Origin of the sequence: Rhizobium binae (genome assembly GCF_017357225.1) — a bacterium.
Lineage (GTDB): Bacteria > Pseudomonadota > Alphaproteobacteria > Rhizobiales > Rhizobiaceae > Rhizobium > Rhizobium binae.
Genome location: NZ_CP071604.1, coordinates 1,159,045 through 1,178,187, shown reverse-complemented (window position 1 = coordinate 1,178,187; position 19,143 = coordinate 1,159,045). Strand labels below are relative to the sequence as shown.

Genomic DNA, 19,143 nt, shown 5'->3' with positions numbered 1-19,143 from the left:
CCGCTCACGCGCCTCCTGCCTCGGCGCCTGCGGCGGAAGCGAGGAACTCCAACCGTAGCCGGGCATCTCTTCCGCCAGGTTGCCGCAGCCATGCTGATCCACAACCGGGCTTCCGTTTGGTGAGCCGCTTTCAAGGACATGAACCTGATGGTCATCGATGACAGCCCGTGGAACCTTCCCTGGGGCCGCCGGTATGGATCCCCTACCGTCGATCGGTTCCGCCGAGGCCATCCTTGCGATCAATGAAAGCTTCGGCTTCATCCACCACGCGCTCCTTGATGACATCATGAGCATCGGAGGCAACGTCCACGGTCTTGCGATAGACTTCCGACGCTACCTCTTTACCCTGCGCGACGACGTCCTGGGCCTGATGGCTGAGGCTATCTCTCGTGCTGTCTGCGGCTTCGCCGACCAACTCGTCCTCGGTGTCGGTATGGGGCAGCGCCGCGCCGATCGCTGCACCGACCGCGAAAGCCAGGGCGCCGCCGACGAGCGGCTGGTCGCGGAAATGGGTGAGGATCGCCTCGTTAAGTTTGCTCGTTTGCTCCTGAAGACTGGTCGCCGCCGAAGAGGATCGGCTCGACAGCGCGCTCGCCGCGCCAGACGCACGGGCGCCGAGGTCGCTTGCGGCGCTTTTCGCCTGCTCCCATTTCTCCGCCGCCCAGCCGGTTGCCGCGTCGAGCATTGCACCAGTCTCGTCGGTGATCTGATTGATCTGCTTTCCACTGGCGTCGGCAAAGCCACGATAGGTCTTGCCAGCCTCGTCCATGAAATGGCCGGCACGACCTCCTGTTTCGTCTGTCAACGCTTTCAACCTCTTGCCGGTTTCATCGGCAAAATGGCTGTAACGGGCTCCGTTTTCCATTGCCGGCGGGCCAATCCTGCGGACCCGGCCAGTCGCCGGATAAAGCGGGTATTCAGGATCCTCCCTCCAGGTCGCCGTGTCGCCTGATGACGGACTGCCTTTTGCCATGAGCCAGGCCAGGCTCACGCCCATCAGCGCGACGGGCAGAGGGTTCGCCTTGAGGGCGTGGCCAAGATTGCTGACATACTCTGCGCCGCCGCTTCCCTTGGCATATGCAATGACCTCATCGACGAGCTGGCCCGGCGACATCCGCTCCTGGATCGCGTCAATCCGATCTCCTATGCGGCGGCGGTCCTGGTCGATCTCCCGCTGAAGCTCGGCCGATGTTTTCTCCATTGAATTTTCCATCAGATTTTGTCCTTCACAACATCAACGTCGCGGCGAAGCGAGGTCGCAGTACGATCCAGTTTCAAGTTGTTGCCGCGAAGTGCGGCGAGCCCGCGGGAAACCAAGACCCAAGCGATGGCGGCAATGATGACGCCGACGATCAGAGAGGCGAGCGCGCTGGCAGTGGTTTGGGTAAAACCCTGTGTCACGAGGAAGGCGGCGAGACCGCCGACAAGGGCACTTAGCAGGACGCCGACCGCCCCGATCGCCAGGACCAATCCGAACAGGAGAATTTCCACGCCGCTGAGCGCCCGCGAAAGTTTTTCCGAAGCTTCCGTTTTGGCAAGATCGATTTCCTTGCGGAGCAGGCCGGTGACATCACCCACCAGGCCACCGACGAGCTCGGAAAGGGGTGTGTTCTCTGAAGATTTAGCCATTGTTCTCGCCTCCGGTCGTTGCGGTGCCGGGGCGCAGGCCAATCGATGGCTCACGCGGCGCGGCAGCTGTTTGCCTTTTCGCGGAGGCTGTCAGGAAGCGGCTTGCCGCCAGGCCTGCAAGTGCGGCTATCCCGAGAAAGGCGAGCGGTTGCCTGCGCCCGAAATCCTCGGTCATGGTAGCGATTTCGCCGATGTCCTTGCCTTCCATCCGCCGAGCGACAGTCTGCACGCTCCGCCCGATCTGCCTGGCGTATCGCCCGACCTCGGCCTGGCCGGATCTTTCCATTTCGGCGCCAGCTTTCTCAAGTGCCGTAGCAACGCCGCCAACTTGGCGAGCAGCGAAGCTGGTGCGCTCGGAAATGACGTCCTTGGCTTTCTCGACGGCAGTGTCGGCGCCTTCCCTGATCGTTTCCTTAGCGGCGGAAATATCTTCGCTCACCTTCGCTTCCAGATCGGAAACGGACGTGCGCGTTCCCGGCGAAGAACCCAAACCTGGGGATGAGGATGGTGTCTGCGTCGATGCGCTTCTTCCTGCCGAATCGGTGAAATCGTTTTGCATGTTTAACCTCCCATATCGTGGCCGCGACTGCCGCAGCCCCGAACCACGGGTTCGCCGCTTTGTTCCTCGAAAGCGCTTCACCGCTTCTCTTCGGCAAGGCTCAGCCTGGAATCCATAGCCGCGGCTCGGCGATCGCATCCTGGAACGATGGTTCAATGGCGGCAGAAACAATTAGTCTTGACTGATCAATTAGCCATGACTATTGTTTCCGCATGATCCAGACCGCCCCCATCACCACCGTCATGCGCGCCCTTGCCGATCCCACTCGGCGGGCCGTGTTCGAGCAGATCGTCCTCTCCAAGGAGATCACCGTCGTCGAACTGACCCGGGCGAGCACCGTCACCCAGGGCGCCGTCTCGCAGCACCTGAAGGCGCTGAAGCAGGCGGGCCTCGTGGCCGAGCGTCCCGAGGGCCGCAATGTCTATTACCGCGCCGAGCCCGAGGGGCTTGCGCCGCTTGTCGACTGGATGAGCCACTACGGCACCTTCTGGCGCGAGCGCTTTGCCGACCTCAGAACCTTGCTGAAGGAAATCGATCCATGACCGAGACCGCATTGAAGCCCGACACGCAGGAGATCGTCGTCGACGAGCTGTTTCCGCACGCGCCGGAAACCATCTGGAAAACCCTGACGTCAGCCGAGCTGATGGGCCGCTGGCTGATGATGCCTGAAGGATTCGAGCCGGTCGAGGGCAAGCGCTTCACCTATCGGACGACGCCGGCGGGCGGCTGGGACGGCACCATTCACTGTGAGGTGCTGGAGTTAAAGCCGAACGAGCGTCTTTCCTATGCCTGGAAAGGCGGGCATGCGGATAATACCGGCTACGGCTCGCCACTCGATACTGTGGTCACCTTCATCCTTATCAGAGCCGAAAACGGCACCCGGCTGCGCCTCGTCCATTCCGGCTTCGTGCTGCCGAAAAACGAAACCGCCTTCCAGAAGATGGGCGACGGCTGGAAGAAGGTCGTGAAGAATATCGGCGCCCTCGCCGGCAGTGACGACTGACCCGGCGCCAGCCACATCACCAAATTGTTCAGGAGAAAGCGATGAGCAAGCCCTATACCGGCGGCTGCGCCTGCGGCGCCATTCATTACGAGATCTCGGCCGAGCCGATTGCGATGAACGACTGCCAGTGCCGCGATTGCCAGCGGACGAGCGGCACCGGCCACGGATCCTATCTGACCTTCCCGAGCCGCCAGGCGGTGAAGCTCGAAGGCGAGGCCAGCCACTGGCAGATGGTCGCCGACAACGGCAACGTCAAAACCCGCGGCTTTTGCCCGGCCTGCGGCGCTCCTGTCTATCTGACCTTCTCCTACATGCCTGATTTCTTCACCATCCACGCCGCCAGCCTCGACGAGCCGGAGCGATATCAGCCGCAAATGGCAACCTACACCATGCGCGGCCTCGCCTGGGATCGGGTCGACCCTGATGTGCCGAACTTCGAAAAGATGCCGCCGATGTGAGGCTGGCGCAGCGCCTGCAATATGGTGCTCTCGGGTGCTTGGTCGCGAGCGGGGAAGGGCCTGCTCGCGACATCGTCGCTTGCCCACCAGGGGTTCGAATTTCTTCCTGTCATTGCCGATCCAGCATAAATTGCCTTTGACATTCCGTCGTACAGAATATATCCATTTGGCTATATAGCTAATTGGTGATGCATGGACGACAGGCTTGATGCGATTTTTTCCGCCCTCTCCGACCCCACACGGAGAGCAATTCTGGCGCGGCTTGCCAACGGCAAGGCAACGGTGGCCGAGCTTGCGGATCCGTTCGAACTGTCTCAGCCCGCCATCTCGAAGCACCTCAAGGTCCTGGAACAGGCCGGGTTGATCCGCTCCGGCCGGGAAGCGAATTCGCGTCCCCGCATTCTCGAGCCGGCAGCCTTGAAGACAGTTGCTGATTGGATCGCCGATTACAGGCGCTTCTGGGATGAAAGCTTTGATCGTCTCGATGACTATTTGTCCAAGGTGCAAGGAAACGAAAAATGACCAATCCAGAGACTGCAACAGACAACAGCCATGACCTGGTTCTCGTGCGAAGGTTCGATGCCCCATGCGATCTCGTTTTCAGGGCATGGACCGACCCGAAAGCCTTGGCGCAATGGTGTGGGCCTCACGGTTTCAAGGCGGTGGGCGACAGACTTGAAGCCTGGCCGGGCGGCAGACACCGCGCCTGTCTGATTGCCCCGGATGGAGAAGAGCATTGGGTCGGCGGAAAATATCTGGAGGTCGAGCCGCCGCACAGGCTGGTCTTCACCCATGCCTGGGAGACCGGAACAGGCGAAACCAGTCCCGAAACGATCGTCACCATCACCTTCAGGGAAAGCGACGCCGGCACGGAAATGACTTTCCGGCAGAGTGGATTTGCAAGCGCATCATCCCTTGAGGGTCATGAATCCGGTTGGTCGCAGAGTTTCGACCGATTGAGCTCTTTTCTGGGAACTTCCGAAGGGACGAACCATGCGTAAGGCGGCGATGAAGCTCTACTATTGCGAGACGCTCAATCCGCGGAAGGCCTGCGCCGCCGCGCGTTTTCTTCAGGCTGACGTCGAGTTCGTCAGGGTTGACCTGGCAGGCGGAGAGCAGCGCACACCGGAATTCCTGGCGCTGAACCCGAACGGCAAGGTCCCGGTGCTGCAGGATGATGCCGGAACCTTATGGGAAGCGAATGCCATCATGTGCAAGCTGTCCGACGCCGTCGCATCGGATTTCTGGCCGCATGACCACCGGCAGATCGACGTGCTGCGCTGGTTGAGCTGGGATGCCAGCCACTTCACCCGGCACGGGGCAACGCTGTGGTTTGAAACCTTGATCAAGCCGTTGTTCGGCGGGAAGCCTGACGTCGGACTGATCGAAGATGCGAAGACAGGTTTTCGGCACCATGGTCGCGTGCTCGACGATCATTTGGCGGCGAACAGCGTCGCCGTCGGGAAGACACTGACGGTGGCGGATTTCGCATTGGCCGCTGCACTTCCTTATGCAGCCGCCGCCGAGATTCCACTCGCTGAGTTTCGGCATATCCAGGCCTGGTACGAACGGCTTGAAGAACTGGATGCTTGGCAAAACCCTTTTCCAGCCTGAGAGGCACGCGCGAAAGGCTATTGCCGGTTTAAAAGACGTTGCCGCCGAAGTCTCGCTGAAGGCCATCGTCGCCTTTCGACCTCTTCTCCGCAGAAACGATTTGTGCATATATTGCCGCTATGCCGAGCACACCATGGGTTCGGGTGCGAGGCGGAATAGCGCCTGGCCTGAAGAAAGCGGGATGCTGTCATCGAGCCGGCCGTGGAGGAACAACTTCGGTTGTAAGCGGATGGCGATCTATGACGATGCGGGTCATGACGATGTCCTCAACGATCGCATGGTCGGCGACGTGATCGGTTTTATGGAAGCGGCTAAAGAAAACCGGCCCCTAAATCTCGTTAGGGACGGCCCGCAATCCGGGGGCGACGGTCAGCGCAGTCCGACGGGATCCGCCTCGAATCCATAAGAGCGTTGAACGAGCGCGACACGGATTTCATACCGCGTATACCAGTCCGCCCGGCCGCGGCGCTGCGCTTCAGCATGATCGACAACCGCCTTCCATGCCCGGATGCTTTCCTCGTCCCGCCAATAGGAGTTGATTATGCCGAATCCGTCAGCGCGGCGGGCGCTTTCGAAGCCCAGAAATCCAGGCTGCTGCTTTGCCAGTTCCACCATCGCAGCGCCGACATCGCCGTAGCCGTCTTCGACCTCCGTTCGCTGCGATGAGAAGCAGACGACGTAATAGGGTGGTGCAGGTAAGCTCGCGATAGACATGCCAACCTCTCGTTGCCGACAGAGGGCGATTTTTGCAACCATCCGCCGTGCGGTCAATCCCGCAATGCCAAGCCGCACTCAGCTACCCTCGCCGTCCTCGACACCCAGCGGCGTTGCGCCTCTTGCCGATGGCCCTCCACCCTCAGTCATTCCAGGCCTTGAGCCTGGAATCCATAGCCACAGTCGGCGAGGCCCGCATGGGTCCTCGGGTCAAGCCCGAGGACGACGGAGGGTGGGATGAGCTCCGCGACAAATCCGGCGATGGTGCGAGAATAGCAGCGGCGTTGCGCCTCTTGCCGATGGCCCCTCCAACCTCCGTCATTCCAGGCCTTGAGCCTGGAATCCATGGCCACAGTCGGCGAGGCCCGCATGGGTCCTCGGGTCAAGCCCGAGGACGACGGAGGGTGGGGTGAGCTCCGCGACAAATCCGGCAATAGTGAGAGAATAGCAGCGGCGTTGCGTCTCTTGCCGATGGCCCCTCCAACCTCCGTCATTCCAGGCCTTGAGCCTGGAATCCATGGCCACAGTCGGCGAGGCCCGCATGGGTCCTCGGGTCAAGCCCGAGGACGACGGAGGGTGGGGTGAGCTCCGCGACAAATCCGGCAATAGTGAGAGAATAGCAGCGGCGTTGCGCCTCTTGCCGATGGCCCTCCAACCTCCGTCATTCCAGGCCTTGAGCCTGGAATCCATGGCCACAGCCGGCGAGGCCCGCATGAGTCCTCGGGTCAAGCCCGAGGACGACGGAGGGTGGGGTGAGCTCCGCGACGAATGCGGCGATGGTGCGAGAATAGCAGCGGCGTTGCGCCTCTTGCCGATGGCCCCTCCAACCTCCGTCATTCCAGGCCTTGAGCCTGGAATCCATGGCCACAGTCGGCGAGGCCCGCATGGGTCCTCGGGTCAAGCCCGAGGACGACGGAGGGTGGGGTGAGCTCCGCGACAAATCCGGCAATAGTGAGAGAATAGCAGCGGCGTTGCGTCTCTTGCCGATGGCCCCTCCAACCTCCGTCATTCCAGGCCTTGAGCCTGGAATCCATGGCCACAGTCGGCGAGGCCCGCATGGGTCCTCGGGTCAAGCCCGAGGACGACGGAGGGTGGGGTGAGCTCCGCGACAAATCCGGCGATGGTGCGAGAATAGCAGCGGCGTTGCGTCTCTTGCCGATGGCCCCTCCAACCTCCGTCATTCCAGGCCTTGAGCCTGGAATCCATGGCCACAGTCGGCGAGGCCCGCATGGTCCTCGGGTCAAGCCCGAGGACGACGGAGGGTGGGGTGAGCTCCGCGACGAATGCGGCGATGGTGCGAGAATAGCAGCGGCGTTGCGCCTGTTGCCGATGGCCCTCCCCACCCTCAGTCATTCCAGGCCTTGAGCCTGGAATCCATGGCCACAGCCGGCGAGGCCCGCATGGGTCCTCGGGTCAAGCCCGAGGACGACGGAGGGTGGGGTGAGCTCCGCGACAAATGCGGCGATGGTGCGAGAATAGCAGCGGCGTTGCGCCTCTTGCCGACGGCCCTCCCCACCCTCAGTCATTCCAGGCCTTGAGCCTGGAATCCATAGCCACAGTCGGCGAGGCCCGCATGGGTCCTCGGGTCAAGCCCGAGGACGACGGAGGGTGGGATGGCCTCCGCGACAAATCCGGCGATGGTGCGAGAATAGCAGCGGCGTTGCGCCTCTTGCCGATGGCCCCTCCAACCTCCGTCATTCCAGGCCTTGAGCCTGGAATCCATGGCCACAGTCGGCGAGGCCCGCATGGTCCTCGGGTCAAGCCCGAGGACGACGGAGGGTGGGGTGAGCTCCGCGACGAATGCGGCGATGGTGCGAGAATAGCAGCGGCGTTGCGCCTCTTGCCGATGGCCCTCCAACCTCCGTCATTCCAGGCCTTGAGCCTGGAATCCATGGCCACAGTCGGCGAGGCCCGCATGGGTCCTCGGGTCAAGCCCGAGGACGACGGAGGGTGGGGTGAGTTCCGCGACAAATCCGGCGATGGTGCGAGAAAAGGCGCGCCGTTTTCTCGATTCTCAGCGGAACCCCCCGCTGGCGGCCAGCCGTTCGCCGGTCATCCAACGGGCGTCGTCGGAAGCGAGGAAGACAGCGACGCCGGCGATATCGTCCGGCTGGCCGACGCGGCCGAGCGGCGTCTGGCCGATGATGACCTGCTCGAAATCCGAGCCGATGACGCCGGCCGTGTGCGTGCCCTCGGTCTCGACCATGCCCGGCAGGATGGCGTTGACGCGGATCTTGCGCGGGCCGAGTTCCTTGGCAAGCACGCTGTTGATGCCCTCCACGGCGCCCTTCGTGCCAGTGTAGACGGCAGAAGCGGGCGGCGCCATGCTGGTGACCACCGAGGAAATGTTGATGACGCTGCCACCCTCGCCGAGGTGCTTGACCGCCGCCTGGGTGGTCAGCAGAAGGCCGAGCACGTTGACGTCGAAGATGCGGTGATAATGTTCCTCGGTCACCTCCTCGATCGAGGCGAATTCGTAGACGCCGGAATTATTGACCAGGACATCGAGCCTGCCGAATTCCTTGACGGCGGCGTCCACCAGGCCCTGGGCCTGTTCGGCCTTGGAAACATCCGCCTGAACCGCGATGGCCTGGCCACCGGCCGCGCCGATTGCCTCGACCACCGCATCGGCTCCCGCCTTGCTCGAGGCGTAATTCACCACCACTTTCGCCCCTTCGGCCGCCAGCGCCTTGGCAATCGCCGCGCCGATGCCCTTGGAGGCCCCCGTGACGACTGCGACTTTTCCGGTGAGTTTCGCCATCTTCATTTCCTTCTGATCCGGACTGCCGCCGGAATTGGCGGCTTGTTCCATAGTTCAGAAATTCGGAACTATTGATCTCGATGTCAAGGGACGCTATATGAAATTCATGAGACCGCTGTTTCACCCTGCCCTGGAGGATATACGGCCGGAAGCGATCCTTTATGCGCTGTCCGATCCCGAGCGCGTCGCCATTTTCGCAAGGCTTGCCACCGCCGGCTGCGGCGGCACGTGCTCGGCCCTCGCCGACCTCGGCGACCGCGTCATTCCAAAATCGTCGTTGTCGAACCATTTCAAAGTGCTGCGTGAATCCGGCCTGATCCGCAGCGAGCGCCAGGGCGTGGAGATGCGCAACCTGACCCGCTGCGCGGAGCTGGATGAACGCTTCCCGGGGCTGATCCGATCGATCCTGATGGCTTACGGACAGTTGCCCGGGCATGACCCGAGGACGTTGGAGGGTGGAGTGAGCTCCGTGGCAAATCCGGCGACGGCGACGAAATAGCAGCAGCGCCGCGCCTCTTGCCGATGGCCCCTCCCCACCTCCGTCATTCCAGGCCTTGAGCCTGGAATCCACGGCCACCCTCGAAGAGGCCGGCATGGGTCCTCGGGTCAAGCCAGGACGACGGACGGCGGGGTGAGCTCAGTGGCAAATCCAGCAATGGTGAGGCAATAGCAGCGGCATTGCGCCTCTCGCCAACGCGGCGTAGCGCCTCTTGCCGATAGCCCTCCCCATCCTCCGTCATTCCAGGCCTCGAGCCTGGAATCCATAGCCACCCTCGGCGAGGCCGGCATGGGTCCTCGGGTCAAGCCCGAGGACGACGGAGAGTGGGGTGACACCGTGGCAAATCCAGCGATGGTGAGGCGAAAGCAGCAGCGCTGCGCCTCTTGCCGATGGCCCCTCCCCATCCTCCGTCATTCCAGGCCCTGAGCCTGGAATCCACAACCGCAGTCGACCAGGCCGGCATGGGTCCTCGGGTCAAGCCGAGGACGACGGAAAGTGGGGTGAGCTCCGTGGCAAATCGTGCATCGATGAGGCAACAGCAGGCCGGCAACGGTTGGGCTATTCTGATTCTCTGTCGATCGCCCCTCTTACGCGAAGCGCATCGCCGATCGCGCGCGCGCCCTTGCAGCGACTTCGGCGCGATCGCGAGGCGGTTGCGTGGTCTCGAGCGAATGCAGCAGCTCATGGGCGCATTGTGCGATCGCATTGACCGCCTGTTCAAATGCCGCCTCATTGCGCTTCGAGGGCTTGTTGGTTCCGCTCAGCTTGCGCACGAACTGCAGGGCGGCGTCATGGATCTCCTCGTCCGTCGCCGGCGGATCAAAATTGAAGAGAGGCTTGATATTTCGGCACATGACTTGCTCCCGGTCGTCTTCCCTCCCTTTCGAGAGGAGGGATTGCTCCCGATAATCTAGTCGCGTGAGCGTAAATGACAAAGGGGTGGTCGTTGTGATCCGGAGCGAAGCAACGGATTAGCGCGTGCCGCAGGGCTCACCGGCGGCGCGGCTCTAGTTTGGTGCGGCAGCCGCGGTATCACCCGGCGGCAAGATCCGGAACATGAAGGTTGAAACCTTCTCCCCCGGCTGGAAAGGTCCAGGGATCTGATTGCTGACCGGTTTCAGGCTTTGCAGGAAGACTGCAATTGATGTCACGTCTTCTTCCGTGAGTTGCGCCAATGCATGCCACGGCATGATTGGCGCCAGGAGGCGGCCATCCGGCCTCTGCCCGGTCTGAAGCGCCGTTACAATCTGTTCCCTGGTCCAGCTGCCGATGCCGGTCTCCTTGTCAGGCGTGATATTGCGGCCGACGAAAACACCCTGCCCCGGGATCTCAAAACCGACATCCGATCCACCCAGAAATCGCGAGCTGTCCGGGTTTCCGAAGAAGTATCCCGGCGTGTGGCAGTCGTTGCAGCCGCCGATCGTGACGAGATATTCGCCGCGCGCAGCCTGCGTGTCGTCGGCAGCGGCTAGACTCGACTGCATCCCCAATGCTGAGACGGCGAAAAACGCCAACCGAGCGCTCAATCGAAACATCATCCCCTCCATGATACAGACGCTCGCAACCGCCAGCGAACTGATATCACCGTTAGCATGTTCTACACATTAGCCTTTTTGAATTAACGAGGATTGGGGGACAAACCGCCCTCCCCACGGCCATTCCTATCCACGGCTTTTCAAACCGGCTGCGGCTGCCTTGGTGGTCTATTTCACCGGCCAGACAAGAAGCAGCGCGGGCACGCTGACCAGGATGATCAATGCCGACAGCGGCAGGCCGAGACGCGGGTAATCGGAGAACCTGTAACCGCCCGGACCGAAGACGAGCGTATTGCATTGATGGCCGACAGGGGTCAGGAAGTCGCAGCCGGCGCCGATGGCGACCGCCATCAGGAAGGCTTCCGGCCTGAAGCCGAGACTGGTTGCAAAGCTCGCGGCGATCGGTGCCATGACGAGAACGGTCGCGGCATTGTTGAGGAAGGGTGTAACAGCCATGGCGCTGACCAGGATCAGGCCGAGTGCCCCCCAAGCCGGCAGATTCATCGCCACCGCGCCCAACCAGCCGGCGATCAGGTCGCTGCCGCCGGAGGTGCGCAAGGAATCCGAGACGGGAATAAGGGCGGCGAGCATGACCAGGATCGGCCCATCGACCGATTTATAGATATCCGTCAGTGGAATGGCGCGGAAGACGACCATGCCCAGCGCCGCTGCGAAGAAAGCCACCGCAACCGGCGCGAGGCCGACTGCGGTCGTTGCCATGGCGAGAGCCAGGATCAGAAGCGGAATGACGGCACGGCGGCGGGTGCCGAGCATCACCTCGCGCTGGGCAAGCGGCAACAGGCCGAAATCCTGCAGAAGAGCAGCCAGGCTTGCCCGGCTGCCCTGGAGGAGGAGGACATCGCCGACGCCGAGGGTCAAGCTGCCCAGCCGTTCCTTGAGGCGTTCCCCACGCCGGCTGACCGCCAGAATATTGACTCCGCGCGTGTAGGAGAGCGCCAGTTCCTTGGCCGAAAGCCCCGCCAGGGACGATTGCTGGCTGATGATCGCCTCGAGCGAAATGATGTTCGTGTCCGGCTGGCCATCCTTGGTCAGAGGCTTGCCGGAAAGCTTCAATTTCCCTTGTGATACGATGCGGTCTATTGCTGCCGAGGGACCTTCCAGCATCACAATATCGTCCGGGCGCAGCGTCAGATCAGGAAACGGCGCCATCCTGGTGCCGCCGCGCAGGACGGCCGTGGCGATGACCTCGCCATCGCCGAGCTTCACGAGGTCGCTGAGCGCCCGCTCGAGCAGCGGCGACTGGTCGGTGATTGCGACTTCGCTCGTGTAATTCTTGATCTCCACGACATCTTCGATGGCCTGGACCTGCTTTGTGCGGCTTGGCACCAGCCTGTGGAAGAACAGGAGAAAGGTGATGCCGACGACCGTCAGGATTGCGCCTATCGGCGTGAAGTCGAACATGGTGAAGGAGGTTCCCGTCATCTCCTGCCGAAGCCGAGATACGACGATGTTCGGCGACGTGCCGATCTCCGTCATCAGTCCACCAAGCAGGGCGGCGAATGACATCGGCATCAGGTATTTCGACGGAGAAGCGCCGGATTTCCTTGCGAACTGAAAGGCGACAGGCATCATGATGGCGAGCGCGCCGATATTCTTGATGAAGGCAGACAGCAACGCCACGGCGATCGTCAGGAGCGCGAGCTGGGTATGGAACGTGTTCAGGTTTGGGAAAAATCTCTTGATCGCAGCATCGACGATGCCCGACCGGGCCACGCCCGCGCTGACGATCAGGGCGCTGCCAACGATGATGACGATGTCGTCCGAAAAGCCGGAAAAGGCTTTTTCCGGCGGCACGATTCCCGTCGCGACCGCCAAAACGAGCGCGCAACAGGCGACAACGTCGTAGCGGAAGCGATCCCAGATAAAGACCGCCATCATGAGGCCGATGACACAAAATGCGATGATCTGCTGTGTCGTCATGCGGACCTTGAAAGAGGCTGGGATGTCGCCGACAACCGAGCGGAAGAAGATACTTCGGGGAACGCCGTTATCTCCCGCGGGTTCCCTCCCTTCCTAATCTAGAGCCCATCCGCCTGCTGACCAGCCGCGAGTTGCCCTTTTGCGGCGGCACTCGCAAAAATGGTGCCTCCGGCCATTCTAAGGGTCAGTCGCTCTTTCATGCCCGGGCCCCAGGCCATGCAGTACGTCTATGGTCGTCGAGCGCGTCATCGTCACATGCCAGACGGCATAAGCGAAAACGGCTGCCCCTGTCAGCAGGAAAACGCGGCGCATCATGGCTCCTGAATTCAGCCGTCACGTCCGCTCGCCGCCCATGAGGCGGTATCGTGATCGGGGTGCTGGTTGTTGCTCGCCTTGATCGCCGCGGCCCAGTCGGCGCCGTTGGTTTCGGTTGCCCCGGTATTTTCAAGGCCCGTGATCGTCTCGAACCACGTCACCATGTTCTCGGTGCAGGTGTTGGCCAGCGGCGGGAAAGCATTGGGATCGTCAAGCGAACCGATCATCAGGTTGGTGCGGCCGTTTTCCAGGTGGTGGAAAAACAACGGCGTGCCGCAATTCGCGCAGAAGCCGCGCTCGACAAGCTCCGAACTCTTCCAGACGCTCGGCTTGCCGCGTGTCCAGGTGAGCGCATCATCGGGCGCGGCGACGAGCGCGGCAAAGACGTTACCCGAGGCTTTCTGGCACATGCGGCAATGGCAGAGATGCGAATTGTCGAGCATGACGCTTGCGTGATAGCGCACGGCACCGCACTGGCAGCCGCCGCTCACTTCCCTCTCGATGCGCTTCATTTTTCTTCTCCTGCAAGAAAGCTGATCAAATTATTTCATCGGCGCGGGAACAAGACGTTCCGCCGATCGTAAGGAGTATGGGCCGTGCGGAGGTGCTGACAACACAGCCATGCACTTCGATACTCTGTGCGGCCCACTCTCGTGACACTACAGCGAGCATCACAAGCCTCGCCAACGCCGATGGTGAGACAAAAGCAGCGGCGCTGCGCCCCTTGCCGATGGGCCTCCCCGCGCTCCGTCATTCCGGGCCTTGAGCCTGGAATCCATGGCCACCCTCGACGAGGCCGGCATGGGTCCTCGGGTCAGGCCCGAGGACGACGGAGGGTGGGGTGAGCGCTGTGGCAAAACCAACGATGGTGAGGCAATAGCAGCGGCGTTGCGCCTCTCGCCAACGTGGCGCTGCGCCTCTTGCCGATGCCCCTTCCCAACCTCCGTCATTCCAGGCCTTGAGCCTGGAATCCACGGCCACCCTCGACGAGGCCGGCATGGGTCCTCGGGTCAGGCCCGAGGACGACGGAGAGTGGGGTGAGCGCTGTGGCAAAACCAACGATGGTGAGGCAATAGCAGCGGCGTTGCGCCTCTCGCCAACGCGGCGCTGCGCCTCTTGCCGATGCCCCTCCCCAACCTCCGTCATTCCAGGCCTTGAGCCTGGAATCCATAGCCACCCTCGACGAGGCCGGCATGGGTCCTCGGGTCAAGCCCGAGGACGACGGAAAGTGGGGTGAGCGCTGTGGCAAATCAGCGATGGTGAGGCAAAAGCAGCGGCGTTGCAGCTCTCGCCAACGCGGCGCTGCGCCTCTTGCCGACGACCTCTCCCCATCCTCCGTCATTCCAGGCCTTGAGCCTGGAATCCTCGGCCACCCTCGACGAGGCCGGCGTGGGTCCTCGGGTCAGGCCCGCGGGCGACGGAGGGTGGGTGAGCTCCGTGGCGCGGCATCGCGGCGCGTTGAAGACCCTCACGCGCTCTTCGACTTCCGCAGCGCGATCAGCCCCCGGCGCAGCCAGAGCAATTGCTGCGGCGGCATGTGGCGCAGATGTTCGTAGTCCATCACCGCGACATTATAGACGGTGCTCCGCACCTGCGGACCGTCCTCGCAGGCGAGCAGGATCGCCTGCAGCGCCATCATCCGGTTGCTGGCCTTGCGGGCGCGTTCGGCGAGGCTTTCGCTCACCTCGCCTTCATGGCCCTTGACGGCAAAGAGCGATTGCGCTCTCGGGCTCGGGGCCGGAATGCCCGTCGTCTTGTGGTAGCGGGCCATGGCCTCGGCATAGTCGTCGCCGGCCTGGCGCTGTTCGTCGGTGACGACGCCGTCGAGAAACATGCGACCGAGCGTATAGCCGGCATAGGGGCTCCTGACCGTCTCGTCATCAACCGTCCTGATGAAGCCGTGGATGCGGCGGCGGGCGGCGACCGCCACGCTGACATTGTCCTTCTCGGTTTCGAAGGGCTTGATCTTGCCGCAGGGGAAACGCTCGACATTTGCCTTGCGCGGCCGGCCGGCGCCCCTGTTCACCCGCTGTATCTTCACCTTGGTGGCCTTGCCGCCCATGGGATGTCCTTCCTATCGAATGATGCCGTTTCTGAGCGCCGCGGCGACCAGGGCGGTCTCCGTGAAGACGCCGAGCTTCGCCTTGGCGTTTGATATGTGGGTGTTGACGGTGATCGGCGCGATGGCGAGGATGGCGCCGATCTCGGCGGCGGTCTTGCCTGCCGCCATCCAGCCGATGATTTCGCGCTCGCGCGGGGTGACGGCGGTCATGGCGCCGGCCCGTCGATGGTCGGCACGCGCGGCATCGTCACATGCGCGCCCGACAGCGTCACCCGCGTCACCCGGTCGGGATGGCGGATCGGCACGGCGCTCGTATCGGGCGGCCGCCTGCGCGCCTCCTGCCGCGAGGGAAACCTGTCGCGGTTGCGATGCGCCATGTTGATGACGGTATTCTTCTTCGAGCCGAACAGCTCGGCGATCTCGCGCGCCGAAAACCCCGCCTGCCAGAATTTCTCCGCCTCGGCGATCTTGTCTTCCGTCCAGAACAGCTCTCTCATCCCATTGTCTCCTGTGCGTCTCGTGCGGCCTTGGCGATGACCGGGTTGTCGGGAAACATCCGGGCGAGCTGCCGCCTGGCGTTCAGGCTGCCGTTCGCCGCCTGTCTCAGCAGCTGCATCTTGTAGGCCGCGACCTTCGGCTGCGGCGGTTCGGGGCGCATTTCGATCGGCGGCCGGCTTTCCCTGGCGATCACCGCCTGCTGCTGGCGGGCCGTTTCGGCAAAGCTCGCGGCACTCGGGGCGAAGGCGCGGTTATGGTCCCTGACCTTGCCCGAAAGGAACAGCTTGGCGGCGCGCCAGACCGCCTCGGCCGGAATGCCGTCGATGGCGACGAGATAGGCGCGGATCTGCATGTCGGGATCAGTGCCGGCGGAGGCCGGAAAGCCCGAAAGCATCCCCGCTATGATCGTCACCGGAGAGGAAATCTCTTGCGGCATCGACCAATGTCCTTCTGCCCGTGTTTGCATCGGCCGATCCCGCTTCCCTCGCCTTCTCATTGAAATACCAGTCGGATTTGATCGCCCGCCAGCCGCGCAGGATCTGCATCTCGGCGGCGTCGACGGGGTTGCCGGTCTTCAGATATTCCTTGACCTGGATCCTCGCCGCGTAGGCCGTCAGCGGCTTCTTCAGCGTGCGGCTGCGATGCTCGATGATCGCCGCCGCCAGCTCCGGCCCGAGCACGGGGCTCAGGATCTCCATGATGTCCTTGTCCATCGTTTCCTTTTCCATGCGCATCCCTTTCGGCTCGCCTACTCAGACCCGCAGCCTGCGCCGCGCGCCGGCGAAATTGACCGGGGCGCCCGGCCGGACGGGGCGCCCGGCAAACCGCCGGACCTTGCCGGCGGCACAATGCTCCTGGGCGGTGTCGCCCTTCTCGGCGCTGCGCAGCCGGTGGATCTCCGTTTCCACGGCCGGCACCGACATGCCGAGAATGGCTGAGATTTCGATATAGTCGCGGCCGGTGCGGAAGAGCGCGAGGGCGTTCATCTCGGTGCCCTGACGGGCGGGGGCAGTGTTCATCGCTTGATCCTCTTTCCCTCGGATGCAGCCGGATGCTCCCGGCAAAGCGGGCCATGGCCGTCCTTCATTTCTCGAGTTCGTTGCCGACATCAGGAGCCGGCTCTGTTGCGGGAGCACGGGCTCCAGTCGTCGTCTCAGGGCTGCTTCCCTGTGGCCGCGACGAGTCGCGTCCTGGAGATGCCGGCGTCGCCGAGGGAGGGCGACGACGCCGGCGACCGATAGCCTCAGGGAGGAGTGAGGCTGTCGGATCTGGTGACCGGCAAAGAAGCCGGGAGGATGGTCGTCTGCCCCATCTCCTCGGGGTTGGTCTGCCGGCCGCAATCTTCGCAGTGGCGCTCGATCACCTCGGCGATCGACAGCGCCCTGCCGCAGTTCGGGCAGCCGGTGTAGCGGACGCCCGGGCGCTGGATGCGCCGCGCGTGCGAAATCTTGCGAATGCCCAGATCATTGGCGAAGCCGGAAAGTCTGGGCCTGTTGTTGAAATCGGTGTTTGCCATGGCGATAAGGGTATATAAAATACCTCGCACGTCAAGCGATTTAGGGCATTACATGTACCTTTTTTTAGGGTATAATTTATATCATGTTGAAAGATCAGGAACAATTTGAGCGCGAAGAACGCGCAAGGCGTCTGGTCATGGCCAGGAAGAACGCGGGCTTTGCCGGGCCGAAGGCGATCGTCGATCGTTTCGGCTGGAACGCCAATGTCTACAAGGCGCATGAGTCGGGCCGGAACGGCTTCGGCATCGCCGACGCGAAGAAATATGCCAAGGCGTTCAAGGTCAATCTCAACTGGCTGCAGTTCGGAACCGGCGACGCGCTCGATCCGGAGGAGCGGCCGGTCTCGGTCGCCGACGTGCCGAAGATCTCCTGGGTCAGCGCCGGCCAGCTGACCGAGCAGGCGCCGATCACCGACTTCTCGGAATTTCCGACTGTCGCCGCGCTCGATCTGCCGGACGGCGACTGGATCGCCCTCGAGGTCGAAGGCAATTCGATGAACAAGATCTCGCCGCCGGGCTCGATCATTTTCGTCAACCGCCGCGACAAGCGCCTGGCGCCGAACGCGCTCTATGTCGTTGCCGACGAGACCGGGGCCGCGACCTACAAGCGCTACCGCCCGAACGACAATCCGCCCTTTCAGCCCGCCTCCTACGAGGAGGTGCCGCCGCCACAATTCCAGGGCGCCGTCACTGTCGTCGGCCGCGTCCGCCGCTCGGTGATCGAGATGTGAGAGTCCTGCATTTTTTCTAAAACACGAATTTAGACAAAGACATAGACCTCACCGCTCCAGCAGAACGCCAAGCTCTTCCGAAAAAGAATCAAGATGATCCGCCCATCCTCACGCGCCGGCGGAATCGGCTCCATATCGCCACGCTCGCCATGTCGATCATCGCTTTCGGCGCTGCGCGGGCGGTGCCGCATCGAGCCGAGCTTCGCCTCGAAAATCGAGGGCCTCGGCCGGCACTCCAGTCATCGCGCGCAAACCCGTTCGACGCCTTGCGAAGCTGCCTCGGGAAACGGGAGGTTGAGCGCCCGGGAGCAAATCTGAAGATTGCGATGCAGCCGAGCGGACATGCCGCCCGCGCGCCCGTGGTATCCTCATCTCTTTCACTCCTTCTCTCTTCCATCTCTTTCCCGTTCCTGAAGGCTGGTGAGGGAGGGTTCCGGCCAAAGCTTCCCCCTACCCCATGAGCAAAGCCCATGAAGCCGGGAGAGCATTGGCCATGTCCTGAAGGCCGGAGCCGGGATGGGACACGTGCCAGAGGGGCCATTCGCTTCGCCCTCGTCCTGATTTTCTGACAGCGCACTTAAGGACTTTCGCTTCCCGCGCCGCTGGGCTTCGTCAGCTCGGGAGTTGCACCCGGTCGCCCAATCACTGCGCTCACCCATACGCCTACGATTCGTACCTCGTCAATCTCCAAGGTATTTTTTATATCTCATACGATTGACGCAATGAGGTATTATATATACCTTTCTCTCGTATGCCGATCAGCCGGCGCGAGAGAGGGCGAAGCGATGCAGCATTTCCGCAAGATCGAGACCGAGCAGAGCCTAAGGGACGCCCGCTGGAATGCCGCCCGCCGGCTCGACGACTGTACCGCCTATATGGCCAACGAGGCCCAGCGCATGGGCGCCCTCGGCTTTGCCTATCTCCGCCGCCCCGAACATCTCTGCCGCGGCCCGTCCTGGCTGCGCGGCGCCACGGCCAGTGTGGCGGCGCATTACCGCTATGCCCGCGAGATCATGGGCATCACCGACCGCGATCAGCTTTATGCCTGAGGGAGAAGCAAAGATGTCCGCCGATTGCATCATCGAGGCCTTTTCCGGCTGCCGCTGCCCGCCCGGTCGCTGCGCCGAGCGGCCCATTACCCCGGTGCCCGTTACCTTCACCTCCTGGCCAATCCAGGCCCTCACCTGCCTCGCCTTCGGCTTCCTCGCAGCAATCGCCTCGGCCGCCTGGATGGAGCCGCAGCTGAAGCACCAGGATCTCAGCAATCAGGAGCAGACTTCATGGAAGTGAGCGAAGGCTTTCCCGGGA

General features: G+C 62.6%; 26 protein-coding genes and 1 pseudogene. 10 read left to right on the top strand and 17 right to left on the bottom strand.

The window, feature by feature from the left end; translation table 11 throughout:
• Positions 1–202: 202 nt before the first annotated feature.
• From J2J99_RS05675 to J2J99_RS05665, 3 genes are read right to left on the bottom strand one after another with little or no spacing between them, the layout of a single operon-like run.
• Complete coding sequence (locus J2J99_RS05675; RefSeq protein WP_168302379.1) at positions 203–1,213, bottom strand: DUF3618 domain-containing protein; 1,011 nt, start codon at positions 1,211–1,213, stop codon at positions 203–205.
• Entirely contained in the window at positions 1,213–1,629 is a 417-nt protein-coding gene (locus J2J99_RS05670) for a phage holin family protein (protein ID WP_168302378.1), read from the bottom strand. The genes J2J99_RS05675 and J2J99_RS05670 overlap by 1 nt, the downstream gene beginning before the upstream one ends.
• On the bottom strand, positions 1,622–2,188 hold the full coding sequence (locus J2J99_RS05665) for a nutrient deprivation-induced protein (RefSeq protein WP_168302377.1): 567 nt from the start codon (positions 2,186–2,188) through the stop codon (positions 1,622–1,624). The genes J2J99_RS05670 and J2J99_RS05665 overlap by 8 nt, the downstream gene beginning before the upstream one ends.
• Positions 2,189–2,400: 212 nt before the next feature.
• Between J2J99_RS05665 and J2J99_RS05660 the strand changes: the two genes are divergently transcribed.
• The 6 genes from J2J99_RS05660 (at position 2,401) to J2J99_RS05635 (ending at position 5,263) form a co-directional block, all read left to right on the top strand.
• The gene (locus J2J99_RS05660; protein ID WP_168302376.1) at positions 2,401–2,730 is read left to right on the top strand and encodes an ArsR/SmtB family transcription factor; all 330 of its coding nucleotides are present in this window, start codon (positions 2,401–2,403) and stop codon (positions 2,728–2,730) included.
• Complete coding sequence (locus J2J99_RS05655; RefSeq protein WP_168302375.1) at positions 2,727–3,191, top strand: SRPBCC family protein; 465 nt, start codon at positions 2,727–2,729, stop codon at positions 3,189–3,191. The genes J2J99_RS05660 and J2J99_RS05655 overlap by 4 nt, the downstream gene beginning before the upstream one ends.
• A gap of 41 nt (positions 3,192–3,232) precedes the next feature.
• A complete protein-coding gene (locus tag J2J99_RS05650; protein WP_168302374.1) occupies positions 3,233–3,649 on the top strand; it encodes a GFA family protein in 417 nt (138 codons plus the stop codon).
• A gap of 192 nt (positions 3,650–3,841) precedes the next feature.
• A complete protein-coding gene (locus tag J2J99_RS05645; RefSeq protein ID WP_168302373.1) occupies positions 3,842–4,171 on the top strand; it encodes an ArsR/SmtB family transcription factor in 330 nt (109 codons plus the stop codon).
• The gene (locus tag J2J99_RS05640; RefSeq protein ID WP_168302372.1) at positions 4,168–4,650 is read left to right on the top strand and encodes an SRPBCC family protein; all 483 of its coding nucleotides are present in this window, start codon (positions 4,168–4,170) and stop codon (positions 4,648–4,650) included. Before J2J99_RS05645 ends, J2J99_RS05640 begins: the two co-directional genes overlap by 4 nt.
• Positions 4,643–5,263: a glutathione S-transferase family protein gene (locus tag J2J99_RS05635; protein ID WP_205919360.1), complete on the top strand. Its 621-nt coding sequence runs from the start codon at positions 4,643–4,645 to the stop codon at positions 5,261–5,263. The genes J2J99_RS05640 and J2J99_RS05635 overlap by 8 nt, the downstream gene beginning before the upstream one ends.
• Positions 5,264–5,398: 135 nt before the next feature.
• Here the strand turns inward: J2J99_RS05635 and J2J99_RS33890 are convergent.
• The 3 genes and pseudogenes from J2J99_RS33890 to J2J99_RS05620 form a co-directional block, all read right to left on the bottom strand.
• Positions 5,399–5,485 (bottom strand): annotated as a pseudogene (locus J2J99_RS33890) (alpha/beta hydrolase); the annotation flags it as partial.
• 147 nt (positions 5,486–5,632) lie between these two features.
• On the bottom strand, positions 5,633–5,977 hold the full coding sequence (locus J2J99_RS05625; protein WP_168302371.1) for an antibiotic biosynthesis monooxygenase family protein: 345 nt from the start codon (positions 5,975–5,977) through the stop codon (positions 5,633–5,635).
• A 2,014-nt stretch (positions 5,978–7,991) separates the two neighbouring features.
• The gene (locus J2J99_RS05620; RefSeq protein ID WP_168301754.1) at positions 7,992–8,738 is read right to left on the bottom strand and encodes a glucose 1-dehydrogenase; all 747 of its coding nucleotides are present in this window, start codon (positions 8,736–8,738) and stop codon (positions 7,992–7,994) included.
• A 106-nt stretch (positions 8,739–8,844) separates the two neighbouring features.
• Between J2J99_RS05620 and J2J99_RS05615 the strand changes: the two genes are divergently transcribed.
• The gene (locus J2J99_RS05615) at positions 8,845–9,237 is read left to right on the top strand and encodes an ArsR/SmtB family transcription factor (protein WP_168301759.1); all 393 of its coding nucleotides are present in this window, start codon (positions 8,845–8,847) and stop codon (positions 9,235–9,237) included.
• 587 nt (positions 9,238–9,824) lie between these two features.
• On the opposite strand, the gene J2J99_RS05610 is transcribed toward J2J99_RS05615, so the two are convergent.
• The 11 genes from J2J99_RS05610 to J2J99_RS05560 form a co-directional block, all read right to left on the bottom strand.
• Positions 9,825–10,091: a DUF2277 domain-containing protein gene (locus tag J2J99_RS05610; protein WP_168301753.1), complete on the bottom strand. Its 267-nt coding sequence runs from the start codon at positions 10,089–10,091 to the stop codon at positions 9,825–9,827.
• A 153-nt stretch (positions 10,092–10,244) separates the two neighbouring features.
• Positions 10,245–10,772: a cytochrome c gene (locus J2J99_RS05605; RefSeq protein WP_168301758.1), complete on the bottom strand. Its 528-nt coding sequence runs from the start codon at positions 10,770–10,772 to the stop codon at positions 10,245–10,247.
• A 168-nt stretch (positions 10,773–10,940) separates the two neighbouring features.
• On the bottom strand, positions 10,941–12,713 hold the full coding sequence (locus J2J99_RS05600; protein ID WP_168301752.1) for an SLC13 family permease: 1,773 nt from the start codon (positions 12,711–12,713) through the stop codon (positions 10,941–10,943).
• Positions 12,714–13,039: 326 nt separating this feature from the next.
• Positions 13,040–13,540 carry a GFA family protein gene (locus J2J99_RS05595; protein ID WP_168301751.1) on the bottom strand — a complete coding sequence of 167 codons (501 nt, stop codon included), beginning with the start codon at positions 13,538–13,540 and terminating at the stop codon, positions 13,040–13,042.
• 956 nt (positions 13,541–14,496) lie between these two features.
• Positions 14,497–15,090 (bottom strand): hypothetical protein, encoded by a 594-nt coding sequence (locus tag J2J99_RS05590; protein ID WP_168301750.1) that lies wholly within the window; start codon positions 15,088–15,090, stop codon positions 14,497–14,499.
• Between the two features lie 12 nt (positions 15,091–15,102).
• Positions 15,103–15,300: a response regulator transcription factor gene (locus J2J99_RS05585; RefSeq protein ID WP_168301749.1), complete on the bottom strand. Its 198-nt coding sequence runs from the start codon at positions 15,298–15,300 to the stop codon at positions 15,103–15,105.
• Positions 15,297–15,587, bottom strand: a complete 291-nt coding sequence (locus J2J99_RS05580; protein WP_168301748.1) for a GcrA family cell cycle regulator — start codon at positions 15,585–15,587, stop codon at positions 15,297–15,299. The genes J2J99_RS05585 and J2J99_RS05580 overlap by 4 nt, the downstream gene beginning before the upstream one ends.
• Complete coding sequence (locus J2J99_RS05575) at positions 15,584–15,982, bottom strand: hypothetical protein (RefSeq protein WP_168301757.1); 399 nt, start codon at positions 15,980–15,982, stop codon at positions 15,584–15,586. The genes J2J99_RS05580 and J2J99_RS05575 overlap by 4 nt, the downstream gene beginning before the upstream one ends.
• Positions 15,948–16,316, bottom strand: a complete 369-nt coding sequence (locus tag J2J99_RS05570; protein WP_168301747.1) for a hypothetical protein — start codon at positions 16,314–16,316, stop codon at positions 15,948–15,950. The genes J2J99_RS05575 and J2J99_RS05570 overlap by 35 nt, the downstream gene beginning before the upstream one ends.
• Positions 16,317–16,340: 24 nt before the next feature.
• Positions 16,341–16,607, bottom strand: a complete 267-nt coding sequence (locus J2J99_RS05565; protein ID WP_168301746.1) for a hypothetical protein — start codon at positions 16,605–16,607, stop codon at positions 16,341–16,343.
• Between the two features lie 224 nt (positions 16,608–16,831).
• Positions 16,832–17,104 carry a hypothetical protein gene (locus tag J2J99_RS05560; RefSeq protein WP_375337297.1) on the bottom strand — a complete coding sequence of 91 codons (273 nt, stop codon included), beginning with the start codon at positions 17,102–17,104 and terminating at the stop codon, positions 16,832–16,834.
• Positions 17,105–17,187: 83 nt separating this feature from the next.
• Here J2J99_RS05560 and J2J99_RS05555 point away from each other — a divergent pair, with 83 nt between their 5' ends.
• The 3 genes from J2J99_RS05555 to J2J99_RS05545 all read left to right on the top strand — a co-directional run bounded on the left by J2J99_RS05555 (position 17,188) and on the right by J2J99_RS05545 (position 19,125).
• On the top strand, positions 17,188–17,835 hold the full coding sequence (locus J2J99_RS05555; protein WP_168301745.1) for a S24 family peptidase: 648 nt from the start codon (positions 17,188–17,190) through the stop codon (positions 17,833–17,835).
• A 785-nt stretch (positions 17,836–18,620) separates the two neighbouring features.
• On the top strand, positions 18,621–18,884 hold the full coding sequence (locus J2J99_RS05550) for a hypothetical protein (protein ID WP_168301744.1): 264 nt from the start codon (positions 18,621–18,623) through the stop codon (positions 18,882–18,884).
• Between the two features lie 13 nt (positions 18,885–18,897).
• Positions 18,898–19,125: a hypothetical protein gene (locus tag J2J99_RS05545; RefSeq protein WP_168301743.1), complete on the top strand. Its 228-nt coding sequence runs from the start codon at positions 18,898–18,900 to the stop codon at positions 19,123–19,125.
• Positions 19,126–19,143: the final 18 nt, after the last annotated feature.